General features: G+C 43.2%; 10 protein-coding genes, 1 pseudogene and 1 other annotated feature. Of the genes and pseudogenes, 9 read left to right on the top strand and 2 right to left on the bottom strand.

Annotated elements, in window-relative coordinates; translation table 11 throughout:
• Position 1: 1 nt before the first annotated feature.
• Genes SALPA_RS08620 through SALPA_RS08605 form a run of 4 tightly spaced genes read left to right on the top strand, consistent with a single transcriptional unit; the run spans position 2 to position 3,077 of the window.
• Positions 2-802, top strand: a complete 801-nt coding sequence (locus SALPA_RS08620; RefSeq protein WP_145092363.1) for a 4Fe-4S dicluster domain-containing protein — start codon at positions 2-4, stop codon at positions 800-802.
• Complete coding sequence (locus SALPA_RS08615) at positions 795-1,463, top strand: formate dehydrogenase subunit gamma (RefSeq protein WP_186450983.1); 669 nt, start codon at positions 795-797, stop codon at positions 1,461-1,463. The genes SALPA_RS08620 and SALPA_RS08615 overlap by 8 nt, the downstream gene beginning before the upstream one ends.
• Entirely contained in the window at positions 1,460-2,191 is a 732-nt protein-coding gene (fdhE, locus tag SALPA_RS08610) for a formate dehydrogenase accessory protein FdhE (protein WP_186450982.1), read from the top strand. The genes SALPA_RS08615 and fdhE overlap by 4 nt, the downstream gene beginning before the upstream one ends.
• A 31-nt stretch (positions 2,192-2,222) precedes the next feature.
• Entirely contained in the window at positions 2,223-3,077 is an 855-nt protein-coding gene (locus tag SALPA_RS08605; RefSeq protein WP_145092356.1) for a UbiA-like polyprenyltransferase, read from the top strand.
• Positions 3,078-3,309: 232 nt separating this feature from the next.
• Here the strand turns inward: SALPA_RS08605 and purB are convergent, their stop codons facing one another.
• Positions 3,310-4,668 carry an adenylosuccinate lyase gene (purB, locus tag SALPA_RS08600; protein WP_145092354.1) on the bottom strand — a complete coding sequence of 453 codons (1,359 nt, stop codon included), beginning with the start codon at positions 4,666-4,668 and terminating at the stop codon, positions 3,310-3,312.
• Positions 4,669-4,881: 213 nt separating this feature from the next.
• On the bottom strand, positions 4,882-6,393 hold the full coding sequence (locus SALPA_RS08595) for a PLP-dependent aminotransferase family protein (RefSeq protein WP_145092351.1): 1,512 nt from the start codon (positions 6,391-6,393) through the stop codon (positions 4,882-4,884).
• Positions 6,394-6,618: 225 nt separating this feature from the next.
• On the opposite strand from SALPA_RS08595, the gene SALPA_RS08590 reads away from it, so the two are divergent.
• The 5 genes and pseudogenes from SALPA_RS08590 to SALPA_RS08575 all read left to right on the top strand — a co-directional run bounded on the left by SALPA_RS08590 (position 6,619) and on the right by SALPA_RS08575 (position 13,858).
• Positions 6,619-7,308 (top strand): AzlC family ABC transporter permease, encoded by a 690-nt coding sequence (locus SALPA_RS08590; protein ID WP_145092348.1) that lies wholly within the window; start codon positions 6,619-6,621, stop codon positions 7,306-7,308.
• Entirely contained in the window at positions 7,295-7,621 is a 327-nt protein-coding gene (locus SALPA_RS08585) for an AzlD domain-containing protein (protein WP_255451050.1), read from the top strand. Before SALPA_RS08590 ends, SALPA_RS08585 begins: the two co-directional genes overlap by 14 nt.
• 438 nt (positions 7,622-8,059) lie before the next feature.
• Positions 8,060-8,287 (top strand) — a binding site (T-box leader).
• 162 nt (positions 8,288-8,449) lie between these two features.
• Positions 8,450-10,096: pseudogene (locus tag SALPA_RS08580) on the top strand (2-isopropylmalate synthase); the annotation flags it as partial.
• Between the two features lie 108 nt (positions 10,097-10,204).
• Positions 10,205-10,438, top strand: a complete 234-nt coding sequence (locus SALPA_RS31430) for an AraC family transcriptional regulator (protein ID WP_255451407.1) — start codon at positions 10,205-10,207, stop codon at positions 10,436-10,438.
• 399 nt (positions 10,439-10,837) lie between these two features.
• Entirely contained in the window at positions 10,838-13,858 is a 3,021-nt protein-coding gene (locus tag SALPA_RS08575; RefSeq protein ID WP_222427916.1) for an EAL domain-containing protein, read from the top strand.
• Positions 13,859-13,876 lie beyond the last annotated feature (18 nt).

The raw sequence follows: 13,876 nt of genomic DNA, 5'->3' as shown, positions 1-13,876 counted from the left end.
AATGAGCGTGTTATATGATGCTTCCAAATGCACAGCCTGTCAGGCATGTTCAGTAGCCTGTAAGCAATGGAACACACTGCCTGCGGAAAAAACAACGTTTACCAGCAGCTATCAAACACATGATCAACTTACGCCAAAAACCTGGACATTTATCTCTTTCGATGAAGTGTACGAAAACAATAAAATGCAATGGCTGTTTAGGAAAGAACAGTGTATGCATTGTGGGGAAGCAGCTTGTTTGCAGGCCTGTAACCATGATGCGATATCTCATAACGAATTGGGATTTGTTGTGATTGATCACAATAAATGTATTGGCTGTGGTTTTTGTGTAACAAATTGTACCTTTCATGTACCACGGGTAGATCCAATTACCCACAAATCATATAAATGTACCGGTTGCCCTGACCGTGTTGGCAACGGGTTGGCACCAGCCTGTGTGCAAACATGCCAGCCGGAAGCGTTGGTCTACGGAAAACGGGAAGATATTATGGCATTAGCCGAGGCGCGGTTCAAGGCACTCCAGCCACTGTATCCCAAGGCAAATTTATATAGTGCTCCTAATCTGCAAGGGATTAATTTTACCTATATATTATTGCGTGAACCTAAGTTCTATGGTTTGCCAGATGAACCACATGTACCGGTTTCGGTACATGCCTGGAAACAGGTGCTTCGTCCTTTCGGTGAGATCGCTATCGCTGGCGCCTTACTGACAACTGCCATTTCGTTTATTAAAACCAGGAAGAAAGATGATGAGAAGAGCACCGGCAAATCACGCGATCAGGGGGTTGGTAAAAATGGATAATGACCGCATTCAGCGCTTTAGTATTGGCGAACGGGTAACACATTGGGTTCACACACTTAGCTTTTTTGTCTTATTACTAACTGGGCTTGTTGTTTTTTCGCCGAAGTTTCACTTTATTACCGCATTGACAGGCGGAGTTGAGGGAGCACAGATTATCCACAGGGGTGCAGGTATTGTCTTTGGATTTGTTTCACTGCTTATTTTCTTTATTGGTGATCGCACGAGTTTTATTCGCTGGCTAAAGGAAATTACTTTCTTCCAGAAAAGCGATATAAAATTTTTGCAGGGATTTGCTCAGGAATTTATGGGGGGGCATCCTGAACTGCCGGAGCAAGGCCGGTTTAACGCTGGACAAAAAATCAATTCACTGATGGTTCTAGTGGTCGGTACGATACTGACAATAACGGGTTTTATGATGTGGTTTGCCGAAGCTATTCCCTTGGAGGTCATCCGCTGGGCGTATCCACTGCATGACTTAGCCGCCCTTGGTATGACTGCTGTAATTATTGCTCATATGTATCTTGGTTTGTTACACCCCGGTTCCAAAGAATCAATCCATGGGATGATATATGGGACAATCACCCGTACTTTTGCCAAAACTCATCATGCATTATGGTATCGCGAAGTAACCCAAGAAACGACAAAGGAGAATGGTCAGTGATTAGTTCTGATGCACTTAGACCCATCTTAGTTACTTTAGAAAAGTCTGTTGAGTCATTGCCATCAGTTAAGGTAGAAGAGCGTTACTTAACGCGGGTGTCAAACGGAGAAGCGGCTTTGACGATGCCGGATTTGCCATACGCATCGGCGGCTGAGTTGCTTGTGGCGGTTCTTAGAGTACATGGACCTAAAACGCTTGCGCAGGGACAAGCGTTACAGGTCGTCACTGCCTATTGGCAAGAGCAAGCTGTAAACGGCTTTTGGGAGACCTGTGGTATTAATGCAGAAAACGCTAATGTCTATCTGCATCTGGCTTGCCAGGCAGCTTTGGCTCATATGGCGCAAGCCATTACCAAAGCTGCCCCTGTTGCCCAGTGGGTAGGGGCGCGCTGCCCGGTCTGCGGCGATGGCGCCAGTTTTGCCTGTCTGGAGAAAGACTCTGGTAAACGGACCCTGGTTTGTGGCGGCTGTTTTACCCACTGGAGTTATAAACGAATTGGCTGCTGCTTTTGCCATGAAGATAGACCAGATCACATGAAAAGGCTAACAACCGATGGTTTCCCTGGTTGGTTAGTTTCGGTCTGCAACACCTGCCGCGGCTATTTAAAAACTGCCGACTTGCGGGTGCTTGCCGCCGAGCCGGAATGGCGCGAAACTGTTTTGGCAATATTGCCGCTTGATTATGCTGTGCAAAAATGGCTGGCGGCTGACAACTGCCTCAGCTCATAGACTTATACTATTACAGAGGGAAGAGAAATATATGTTTGCAAAGCTAAGGATTTTCTTAACAATGGTTAAGTTTGAGCACACTGTTTTTGCGCTACCGTTCGCCTATGTTGCCGCGCTTTTGGCTGATGGGAAGGTGCCAAACGCTTGGAATCTGTTTTGGATTACATTGGCAATGGTCGGCGGCAGAACTACGGCGATGGGCCTTAATCGAATTATTGATCGCTTTATTGATGCGGAAAATCCACGTACGCGGAACCGTGCTTTGCCTCAAGGCTTGATAAAAGTCTGGGAGGCTTGGTTTTTTACGCTAATTGCCGCCGCTGTATTTGAGCTTGCAGCCTATATGTTAAGTACATTAGCGTTTATCATTTCGCCGGCAATTTTGTTAATCTTTGTTTTCTACTCTTATACAAAGCGGTTTACTTGGCTTTCTCATTTTGTGCTTGGCTTGGCTATTGGGCTTGCGCCGCTAAGTGCCTGGATCGCTTTGACTAATGAGGTCACGCTTGGCGCCGTGTTGTTAAGTGTCGCAGTGGCCTTGTGGGTGGCTGGGTTTGATATTATTTACGCCTGCGACGATGTCGCATTTGATCGAGCCATAGGCTTACATTCTATTCCCGCTTATTTTGGGATCAAGACTGCGTTAACGATTTCAGCATTTATCCATCTGGCGGCGTCAATTTGTTTCATTATTACCGGCATGATCCTGAATTTAGGCTTGATTTATTGGATCGGTTTAGTGGTTGCTGCCTATATGCTATATAAACAACACCAGATTATTTCACCGATAAATCTATCTAGAATCAATGTAGCTTTTTTCTATTTAAACGGTACATTAAGCATGGTTATGTTTATTGCTACCGCTCTGGAAATTGGGACAAGGTAGCAGGGATACTAAACTATTTGCTAGCTGTTAATTTTAGGTATCAACGAAAAAAACTCAACCCCTGCGTAATTGATATGCTCCCCTTAAAGTGATAGGTTAAGTAATAAAAACCTACTACTGAGAGGGGAGCACTTCTTATAGGTATAAGCTCATGAACACTATATATTATCTTTGTTGTCAAGTGAGCAAAGAAAACCGACCCAAGCGAGGTCGGTTTTCTGCAGGTTTTGTTTTATTTTATATGTTTTACCAAGGAAGCGGCCACACCGATATACTGTGACGGTGTCAAGGCCAGCAGGCGTTTTTTATCTGCTTCCGGCAATTCTACACTTTCGATAAAGGCTTTGATGTCTTCTTCGCTGATGCCTTTGCCGCGGGTAATGGCTTTTAGTTTATCATAGGAATTGGCATGGCCGTGTTTGCGCATCACTGTTTGCACTGCTTCGGACAAAACTTCCCAAGCATGGTTTAGATCGGCGGCAAGGGCTTCTTTATTGACTACTGTTTTTCTAAGACCTTTTAAAGTATAAGTAATCGCAATATGGGAATGGGCAATGCCTGTGCCAATATTGCGCTGAGCCGAAGAGTCGCTGAGGTCACGTTGCAGACGGGAGATAGGCAGCTTATTGGCCAGATGATCAAGCACTGCGTTGCTCAGACCTAGGTTTGCTTCCGAATTTTCAAAGTCGATGGGATTTACTTTATGCGGCATGGTAGAAGAGCCAACTTCACCAGCAATCGCTTTTTGCTTGAAGTAGCCAAGGGAAATATAAAGCCACATGTCGCGGTCAAAATCCAGAAGAATATTGTTGAATCGCGTAAGCGCATGGAACGATTCGGCCACATAGTCATGGGATTCGATCTGGGTTGTCAGCGGGTTGTAGGTCAATCCCAGGCCTTCGACAAAAGAACGGGAAACAGCTTCCCAGTCTACTTCCGGATAGGCAATGCTGTGTGCATTGAAGTTGCCGACGGCGCCGTTGAATTTCCCCAGATATTCCTGGGACTGAATTTGTTTTAACTGGCGGTTCCAGCGGTAGACAAACACGGCCAGTTCTTTGCCTACAGTTGTAGGCGAGGCTGCTTGTCCATGGGTATGGGCCAGCATGGGTATAGCTATTTCTTCTTCCGCCATAGCCGTAACGGTCTGCACCAGAGTTTTGGCTGCCGGCAGCCAGACATCTTCGATGCCGTGCTTAAGCATCAGCGCATAGGAAAGGTTGTTAATATCTTCTGATGTACAGGAGAAATGGATAAATTCCAGTACATCAGCCAGTGACATGGCGCCTAAAGCCTCACGGAGAAAATATTCAACCGCCTTTACATCGTGATTGGTAGTGCGTTCAATTTCTTTAATCCGCAGCGCGGCCGGTTCATCAAAATTTTGGACAATGGTGCGCAAAAAAGCAGTTTCCTCTGAAGTGAATTGGCGGATTTCAGCAAAAGCAGGATTGCCCGCCATGGCAATGAGCCACTCCACTTCCACATGAATACGGTATTTTATTAAAGCCCATTCCGAAAAATAGTCGCCCAAGGGCTGGGTAATGGCGCCATACCGCCCTTCCAGCGGTGTAAGTGATTTAATACTCATATTTATCCCTCATCATTCTTTCAAAATAACAGCATTTATGAAATTGTTGTCAATAATCTATGACTAGTATACTACATTACAGCCTTAAAATGCCACGTTCTAAAGCAAATTCTTACAAGATACAGGGGCAAATTGAGGAGAAAAAGTACTGGCAATTATCGCGGTGCCAGTACTTTTAAGCAGTAAATTAGCAGGGCAAAGGAACCCGCACTACTAAATGAGAGGGCGAGCAGCTGTTCTTGAGGAAAATATAGTGTTGGCAGCACCTGACGTGAGAATTTTTGCTAGTCGTCGAATACCTTCTTTTAATCGATCCTCACTGTGTGTTACAAAGCAGAGACGGATCTGGCGACTTTCGGTATTGTTAAGATAGAACGCTTCGCCAGGTACAAAAGTGACGCCTGCAGCAGCAGAGCGGCGAAGGAGTTCAGCTGGAGCGGCAGGGGGACGGACGTTGCACCAAAGATAAAACCCGCCCTCTGGCAGTTCAAAATCTAAATCGGTGCTACAGTATTGCCTGATAGCTCCCGCAAGTGTATCGCGACGTTTTTTATATTCTCCTCGAACGAACGATAGATGAGCTGTTAGGTAATCTTGTTCTAGGCAAGCATGAATAATGATTTGGGAAAGGTTATTGCTGTGGAGATCGATATATTGTTTTTCCTGAGCCAGGCGATTAATGACTTGAGGAGCGGCGTTTACCCAGCCGGTTCGCAGCCCAGGGAAAAGGATTTTGGAGAATGTCCCTAGATAAATTACTCCGCCATAGGTGTCAAGACTTTTGAGAGAAGGTGGAGGCTGTTGTCCGTAATATAGCTGACTATATGGGTCATCTTCCACAATGGCGAGGCGGTAGCGCGCGGCTATACGGATTAACTCCTGACGATGGTGACGCGACATGACCCACCCTGTGGGATTCTGGAAGGTGGGGATCGTATAGAAAAGCTTAGGGCGATAGCGTATTAGAAAGTCCTCAAGCACTCCTAAATCGAGGGCGTTAGATTGGGGCAGGCATAAAATGCGGGCTCCGGCAGCTTCTAGCACCTGAATAGCCCCAAGATATGTAGGTGACTCCACGATAACATAATCTCCTGGCTCTATGAGGGCCTTAACAATGAGATAGAGTCCTTGCTGTGAGCCGGACACAATGAGAATATTATCAGGGGTGGAGCATATGCCTTGGGCGGTTTGCCAGGTTGCCATGGAGCGTCTAAGGGGTGGGTATCCTTCAATTGGTATGTGGCCATAGTCTATTGCATCTAAGCCGGGATTGTCATTAATGAGGGCTTTTTCAATAATTTTAAGGTCATAAAGGGCTGGGTCTGGCATGCCTGCGGCAAAAGAAATAGTTTCATCGGCCGTTGGGGTGGCGACTAACGAACGAAGTAAAGAAGATAATGGCGATTTGTAGTGGGGGCTAAATAGCTGTCCCCATGGCATATCGTTGGTTTGCTGATCAGCGATGTTCAAATTTGCCACATAGGTTCCGCTGCCGATCCGTGTTGCTACTAAACCGCGTTCTTCCAGCAACCGATAGGCATTGATTATCGTTGTGCGACTTACCGCAAGCAGGCTGGCGAGTTCGCGTTCTGGTAGTAACTTAGTGCCAACTGGAAGTGTGCACTCTTTAATTTTGGCTGCTAAGCTATTAGCAATTTGCAAATATATGGGTGCTGACGCTTTGGGGTCAATCCGAACTCCACTTAGCATTTTGGTAATATCCACTTAACGTATTCTCCTTAAAAAATAGTAATTGGTATTCTTTTATTGATATATTGGATATTTACAATTGTATTCCTGCTGACTATGATAAGTAAAACGCTATAAATTATCTGATGACTAACTCGCTCTAAAACTCCCCGTGTCTACTTGTGAGGGTGCAAGTGGGAGATAAGAGCGATTAAGTTGCCCTTATCAATAGTTTAAACAAGCTGGACGGAGGAGACATCAATGAAAACAAAGGAATTCTTCGAAGGAATTAAAGACACCCTTCCCATCATGGTGGGGGTATTTCCGTTCGGGCTTGCTTATGGCATCGTTGCTCAATCCATCGGACTTACGCCAGGAGAGACGTTGTTAATGTCGCTGTTGGTCTTTGCCGGGGCAGCCCAGTTTATCAGTCTGCCCATGTTTGCGGAAGGGGCTGGGATGGCAATGATTGCTCTAACCGCGTTGTTGATAAACCTTCGTCATCTGTTAATGGGGATGTCGCTTGCTCCTTATATGACTGGATTATCATTGCCCCAGAAAGCTCTCCTCTCATTTGGTATGGCTGACGAGACTTATGCGGTAACGATTAGTCGTGCACAAGCAAACGGCTATAGTGCTGCTTTCCAACTAGGAAGTAATTTGACTGGATATGTTACATGGGCTGTATCAACTGCTGGAGGAATACTTCTTGGCAGCCACATCAGTGACCCACTCTCGTGGGGACTGGACTTTGTCATGCCGGCAACCTTTTTGGCATTATTAATTCCGCGCCTTACTGACAAACTTAACGTGTTGGTATGTCTGGTTGCCGCTGGGGTTAGCATAATGGCGGCGGTCACCATCCCAGGAAAATGGTATATCATTATTGCCTGCTTGACTGCGGCTGTGGCTGGTGGAATTTTGGAGGGGGCTGAAAATGATGAGAACTGAAGCTGTTATCACCATTGTTGCTATGGCTATTGCTACTTTCTTTACGCGGTTTGCTAGCTTTGCGATTTTTGGCAGTGCAGGCATCTCCCAACGTCTTAAACGATTCTTGAAGCATGTACCAACGGCGATACTTACTGCTTTAATTGCTCCGACACTTTTTGCGCCACAAGGTTACATTGAAATTTCAACAGGGAATAGTTATCTTATTGCCGGCACAATAGCAACGCTTTTAGCCTACTTTCGTCAACCGCCCCTGGTGACTATGGGCGGTGGTATGGTCGCTATGCTAGCAATACGCAGTTTTGGGATTTGATCTGTGCAAACTTAAGAATTTGCCGTTAGCAATGATGTCGGGAGCCGTACCATTGGTAATAGCGAATAAACTCCCGCCAAATTTTTGTAAAAATTTGGCGGGAGTTTATTGTTTTAGGGGAAATAAAATTTTTATATGAACAAATTGAGAAAACAAAAAGTGCCCTTTTAGTCCTGGTGTCGCAGGGGTAGGTTCCTTGACACGCAGAGAAGCAAATGGTAAACTCTGTATAGAGGGGGCATATCCTTAAAAAATTTGCCGTTCTTCCTCTTTCTTTTATGATAAATAGTGAAAGAATAAAAAAGATCAAGAAAAATGATTAATTTTATCACTACGCAAGACAGAAGATATATGTTACTATTCAATTAGGATTAGAGAGCATGCGAAAATGTTACTATAATTATTGAAGTGAATTTAATTATTGGATAGTTTAATAAAGTATTTGATATGAAGAGGAATAGTATCCACAAATTGATTTCAGAAAGCTGTTGGATGATGCAAAACAGTATGAGAAATGTGGTGAACTCGCCTTGGAGCTTCTGGCTGAAATACTAGTAGGTCATGACGGAAGTCCTCCGTTATCGGGATAGGCATTAATAGTGCCGATGAGTGTATGGTGATCATAAAATAGAGTGGTACCGCGGGAGCTTGTCTTTCGTCTCTATAATCCATTGTAATGGATTATAGAGACGAAAGATTTTTTTATCCAGAGGGGAAAGGTTAACTTTCCCTGGATTGAACGACGAAGGCTTCTGCCGGCGTCCAAAAGGACTTTGCACAAGCCAAGTCTTTTCATATGCTGCAGGCGGTGAAAGAAGGGAGAATATTATGAAAAATTTTGAAAAATATGAAAGGGCATATTTTATGCCACCCCAAGTATCCTATGACTGGGTTAGGAAAGATCATATCAGTGCCCCCCCAATCTGGTGCAGTGTTGATTTAAGAGACGGAAATCAAGCGCTTATCGAACCAATGAGTTTGGAGGAAAAAATAGAATTTTTTCAGATGCTGATAGACATCGGCTTCAAGGAAATTGAGGTGGGCTTCCCGGCGGCATCAGATACGGAATATAACTTCTTAAGGGCATTAATAGAAAGAAACATGATACCAGAAGATGTAACCATTCAGGTATTGACACAGGCCCGGGAACATATTATTAAAAAAACCTTTGAGGCTGTTAAGGGAGCCCCCCACGCCGTAATTCATTTGTATAATTCTACATCTGTTGCTCAGCGGGAGCAGGTGTTTAGAAAAAGTAAGGAAGAAATCAAGCAGATTGCTGTTGATGGTGCAGAGTTATTAAAGAATTTGGCAGAAGAGACAACTGGTAATTTTTCATTCCAGTACAGTCCAGAGAGTTTTCCTGGAACGGAAGTGGATTATGCATTGGAAATATGTAATGCGGTACTGGATGTATGGAAACCGACTCCTGATAAGAAAGCGATTATCAATTTGCCAACAACGGTAGAAAATGCAATGCCTCACGTATTTGCTAGTCAAGTGGAGTTTATGAATAAGAATCTAAAATACAGAGATTCCGTTATTTTGTGCTTACATCCTCACAATGATAGGGGCTGTGGCGTTTGTGATGCCGAATTGGGAATGCTTGCGGGTGCCGATAGAATTGAAGGGACGCTATTTGGAAACGGAGAGAGAACAGGAAATGTTGACATTATCACGTTGGCAATGAACCTATTTTCACATGGTGTTGATCCTAAACTTGACTTTAGCAATATGCCGGAAATATGCCAGAAATATGAGAATTTAACTAGAATGCAAGTGCATGCTCGCCAGCCATATGCAGGCGAACTGGTATTTACCGCCTTCTCTGGGTCCCATCAAGATGCGATTGCCAAGGGGATGGATTACAGGAACGAAAGGAAAACCGATCAATGGTCAGTGCCATACCTTCCCATTGATCCTAAGGATGTCGGGAGGGAATATGATTCAGATGTTATCAGAATTAACAGCCAGTCAGGGAAGGGCGGTATTGGCTACATTCTGAAAGAAAATTATGGAATGTCTATTCCTGCTAAGATGAAAGAGGATGTCGGCTACACTGTGAAGGGTGTTTCTGACAGGGAACACAAAGAATTATCACCAGAGTGGGTATACCAAATATTTGAAGATAAATATATGAATAACACTCCGTATTTTCACATAGAGGAATTTCGTTTTAAACAAATGGATGGTATTATGGCCCAAGTTACTATAAATCATAACGGACAGGTTAGAACGATTGTTGGAAATGGGAATGGACGCCTGGATGCTGTCAGCAATGCGATTAAACAATATTTTGACATTCATTATGAGTTAGCCATTTATGAAGAACATGCCCATTCAAAAGGTTCGTCCTCCAAGGCGGTTTCCTATGTTGGAGTTAGCTGCAACAACAAGTTATATTGGGGTGTTGGAATTGATGACGATATTATTAATTCTTCGATTAATGCCCTTGTGGTAGCTGTCAATCAATTAGACGAAATACAGGCGGAGGATAAATGCAGGGATGAAAGAATTAATGAAATCATAAATTACATCCAAACAAATTACTTAACAGTTACGTTAGAGGAACTTTCTGACCAGATGCATTTGTCAATCCCGTATCTATCAAAATATATTAAGGAAAAATCAGGGGGGACATTTGGCGAAATCGTTAGAAATGTCCGGATGAAAAAGGCTTGTACTTTTTTGAAAAATGGAAACATGACAGTTGAAAAGATTGCTGATAGCGTAGGTTATCAGAACGTGGAACATTTCAATAGATTATTTAAGAAAAAACATGGAATGACACCAGTTCAATTTCGTAACAAGAAGTAGGCGCAGTGATAGCAGCTTATGTGAGCGGTCTTTTGTTGTACTATCTTTATTAGCAAAATCCATATAAAGTGGGGCTGTGGATAAAACTTATCGCTAAGTTTTTCCACAGCCCCTTTTATATTTAAATTCATAATGACATAGGGGAATGGCACTACTATTTAAAAATCTGGTGTGATAAGATATAATTACAAGAAATTTGAAAATTCCCATATACATAGAAAGGCGGGCAAAGGGATACACTTCGCTTCTCAGCAATTAAAAATTAGAGTAATTTTTATTCGAAAGGCAGAACGTATGGTTTTAATTTAGGGGTGTAATTATTATATGCAGTTTTCAATTCGCCATCAATTGACCTTAATTATATGTTCACTAATATTACTTGCGATGGTTTCTACACTAATGATTAGTTACTCTTTGATATCAGAAGATTATGAAAGCAAGATGCAATATAGCCTTCAGGCTACGACAGAAAGCTTGGCCTTTAATATCGCTCAGTTTATGCAGAATGCATATAATGTCAACCAATTAATAGCTGAATATCCTGATTTGGAAAACATGGATCCCAAAAAACAATATCAATTATTAACAGAGATTAAAAGAAAGTACCCATTTTACCAGGTTTTGACTATCCAAGACCTTAATGGAGACCAAACGGCTAAAACGAGTGGTTCTTTGGTCAACAGATCTGAGCGGTGGTGGTTTAAAAAATTTATTGCGGAAAGACAACCGTATATTTCCCAAAGCTATTACTCCGTATTTTCTGACTCTCCGGTAACATCAATTATTCAGGGGATATATTCACAGGGTAAGTTATACGGAATTTTATTGGCAGATATCGAAATAAAGCAATTGCAGCAGATGGTAGAGAACTATAGTTCGGGTGGGGAAAGTTATGCCTGCCTTTTAGATGGAGAAGGGGTAGTGATAGCTCATCCAGATAGGCAACAGGCTGCTGAACTGTATAACTATAAAACAATGAAGAAAAAAGTATTATTGAGAGATTTGGCTGGCATACCACTAAGAGACGACAAAAATAACGAAGTTACCGAGGAAATTCCCTTTGAACTGGCGCCCTCCTTGCAAACTATTGCCGCTAAGGTTACAGCAGGCGAGATTGGCGCCGGAGAATACATCGACACTAATGGCGAGAAGTATATGTGTGCATACAGGGCTATTTCCATACCGGGAAAGTCCAAATCCTGGAGCTTGATTGTAGTACAGGAAAAAAGAACTATTATGGCCTTTATGGATTACGTAACATTAAATGCTACTCTTGTTGGAATATTGGTTATTGTATTTTCGGCATTTTTAACAATGTGGTTCTCACGTAGACTGACTAATCCTCTCATAGATATAGTGCACGCTACTAACCAGATTAAAGAGGGTGATTTGGCTGTAGAGCTAACGGTTAGCTCTGCTAATGAATTTGGCATCTTGGCTACGAATTTTAACCAGATGGTATATGAATTGCGCCAACATCGCGAGCGCTTACAAAGCCTGGTTGAGGCACGGACGGCTCAATTGGCGGCTGCCAATCAAGAAATGGCAGCCATGAATGAAATACTGGAGGATACAAATCAGCGTCTGAATGATGAAAATTTAGCTAGGCGTCAAACTGAGGAAAATCTAATACTACGTGAACGGCAATACAGAGCGATAACCGGTCTTTTAACACAGCGGCAAGGCGGTGAAAGGGAAGATATCCTGGAAACGATTCTGCATAATGCAATAAAACTGCTTAATGCTGTAGCAGGTTATATTGGTTTGTTCGATGATAGCGGAAAAAATTTTTATATCCATTACGGCATTGGAATCGACAGAGCGCAGATTATGCAGTCACAACCGGGCAATTTAGGGATTCAGGGGCAGGTTTATTCTACAGGTAAGATTTTTTACATTGCCGATTATCGTGCCCATCCTAAGCGGAGTTTTGATAAAGCATTAAACCCTTCAACAAGTAGTGTGATCGCAGTTCCTCTGAAACAAGCCGGTAAAGTAAGCGGAATTCTTACAATAAGTTGGCGTGAAGTCGCTACGTCTATTAAAGCGGAGGATTTAGCCAACCTGCATCAGTTTGCTGATCTGGCGTCTGTGGCCTTAGAACAGGATACTGCACAGAAGAGGATTAGTGAGATTGCATTTCATGACACATTGACAGGTTTACCTAATCGCGTGAATTTGAATTTGTATCTAAAGGCAATGATGGAGAGGGCTCATCTCGGTCAGTCATCTGGTGTTATTTTGTTTATTGATATAGACGAATTCAAAGAAATAAATGATAATTTTGGGCATTCGTTTGGTGATGATGTTCTTGTTACAGTAAGCCAGTATCTTGTGGCGGCAGTCGGAGAAGGGGCATTTATATCTCGTATAGGCGGCGACGAATTTATTGTTGTCGTGCCAAGGGAAACTAACCGGGATAGAGCAGCTAAAATTGCTGGTAATGTTATTCGTGAACTCTGTAAGGAATACCGGGTAGCTTTTGAAAGGGTACATTTATCAGCCAGTGTTGGGGTTGTAGTTTATCCTGATGATGGCAGCATGGCGGAAGATCTCCTTAAAAAAGCTGATATTGCTATGTATGCTGCTAAAAAAGCGGGGAAGAACTGTTGGCGTTTTTACGAGCCGGTATTGCTCCAAGAGACCAATGCAAAAATGGTGTTAACAAATGGTTTGCGACGAGGGTTGGAACGTGGAGAGTTTTCGCTGCACTACCAGCCTCAGTTTGCTTCAGCGGGAGAGTATCTGGTTGGCTTCGAGGCTCTGGTGCGGTGGAACAGTGCTGACCACGGTTTCATGCCGCCTGACCGCTTTATTCCTTTAGCTGAACAAACTGGTCTTATCGTGCCTATCGGTGAATGGGTATTTACAGAGGCTTGCCGTTTTGCCAGGCGATTATCAGACCTGGGGAAAGGAAATATTAACGTAGCGGTGAATATTTCCCCGCGGCAGTTGGTATCAGATAACTTTGTGGACAAGGTTCGCAGTTGCATTGAGAATGCAGGTATAGAGCCGGGGCAGATTGAAATTGAAATTACCGAGAGTGTTTTTATTGAATCGGTGAATGATGCTATTCTCAAGCTATGTCAATTGCGAGAGCTCGGAGTAATACTTTCGCTAGACGATTTTGGTACTGGTTACTCATCATTAACTTATTTAAGGAGTTTACCGGTAGGGGTACTAAAAATTGATAAATCGTTTATAGACGAGATTATTAATGATCAAGCACAGCTGCATGTAGTGGGGGCAATTATTAATTTAGGCCATACTTTGGGCCTCACCCTAGTAGCAGAAGGTGTGGAGACTGAGAAGCAGCTAAAAATATTGTCGGAGTACAGATGTGATCGTATACAAGGGTATATTTTCGGTAAACCGCTTACGGAGGAGGCCGCCATCGAATTGGCGCAAGGGATGCAGTAAAACAATGAGAGAATTTGA

Source organism: Sporomusa sp. KB1, from assembly GCF_007830295.1.
In the GTDB taxonomy this organism is placed as follows: Bacteria; Bacillota; Negativicutes; order Sporomusales; family Sporomusaceae; genus Sporomusa.
Note: the sequence above shows the minus strand (reverse complement) of the source record. Positions and strands in the feature narration are given on the sequence as shown.

Excerpts from the sequence above, each read along its gene's own strand:
- SALPA_RS08620 (WP_145092363.1), top strand. The coding sequence starts at position 2 with ATGAGCGTGTTATATGATGCTTCCAAATGCACAGCCTGTCAGGCATGT.
- SALPA_RS08615 (WP_186450983.1), top strand. The coding sequence starts at position 795 with ATGGATAATGACCGCATTCAGCGCTTTAGTATTGGCGAACGGGTAACA.
- SALPA_RS08605 (WP_145092356.1), top strand. The coding sequence starts at position 2,223 with ATGTTTGCAAAGCTAAGGATTTTCTTAACAATGGTTAAGTTTGAGCAC.
- purB (WP_145092354.1), bottom strand. The coding sequence starts at position 4,668 with ATGAGTATTAAATCACTTACACCGCTGGAAGGGCGGTATGGCGCCATT.
- SALPA_RS08590 (WP_145092348.1), top strand. The coding sequence starts at position 6,619 with ATGAAAACAAAGGAATTCTTCGAAGGAATTAAAGACACCCTTCCCATC.
- SALPA_RS08585 (WP_255451050.1), top strand. The coding sequence starts at position 7,295 with ATGATGAGAACTGAAGCTGTTATCACCATTGTTGCTATGGCTATTGCT.
- SALPA_RS31430 (WP_255451407.1), top strand. The coding sequence starts at position 10,205 with ATGCATTTGTCAATCCCGTATCTATCAAAATATATTAAGGAAAAATCA.
- SALPA_RS08575 (WP_222427916.1), top strand. The coding sequence starts at position 10,838 with ATGATTAGTTACTCTTTGATATCAGAAGATTATGAAAGCAAGATGCAA.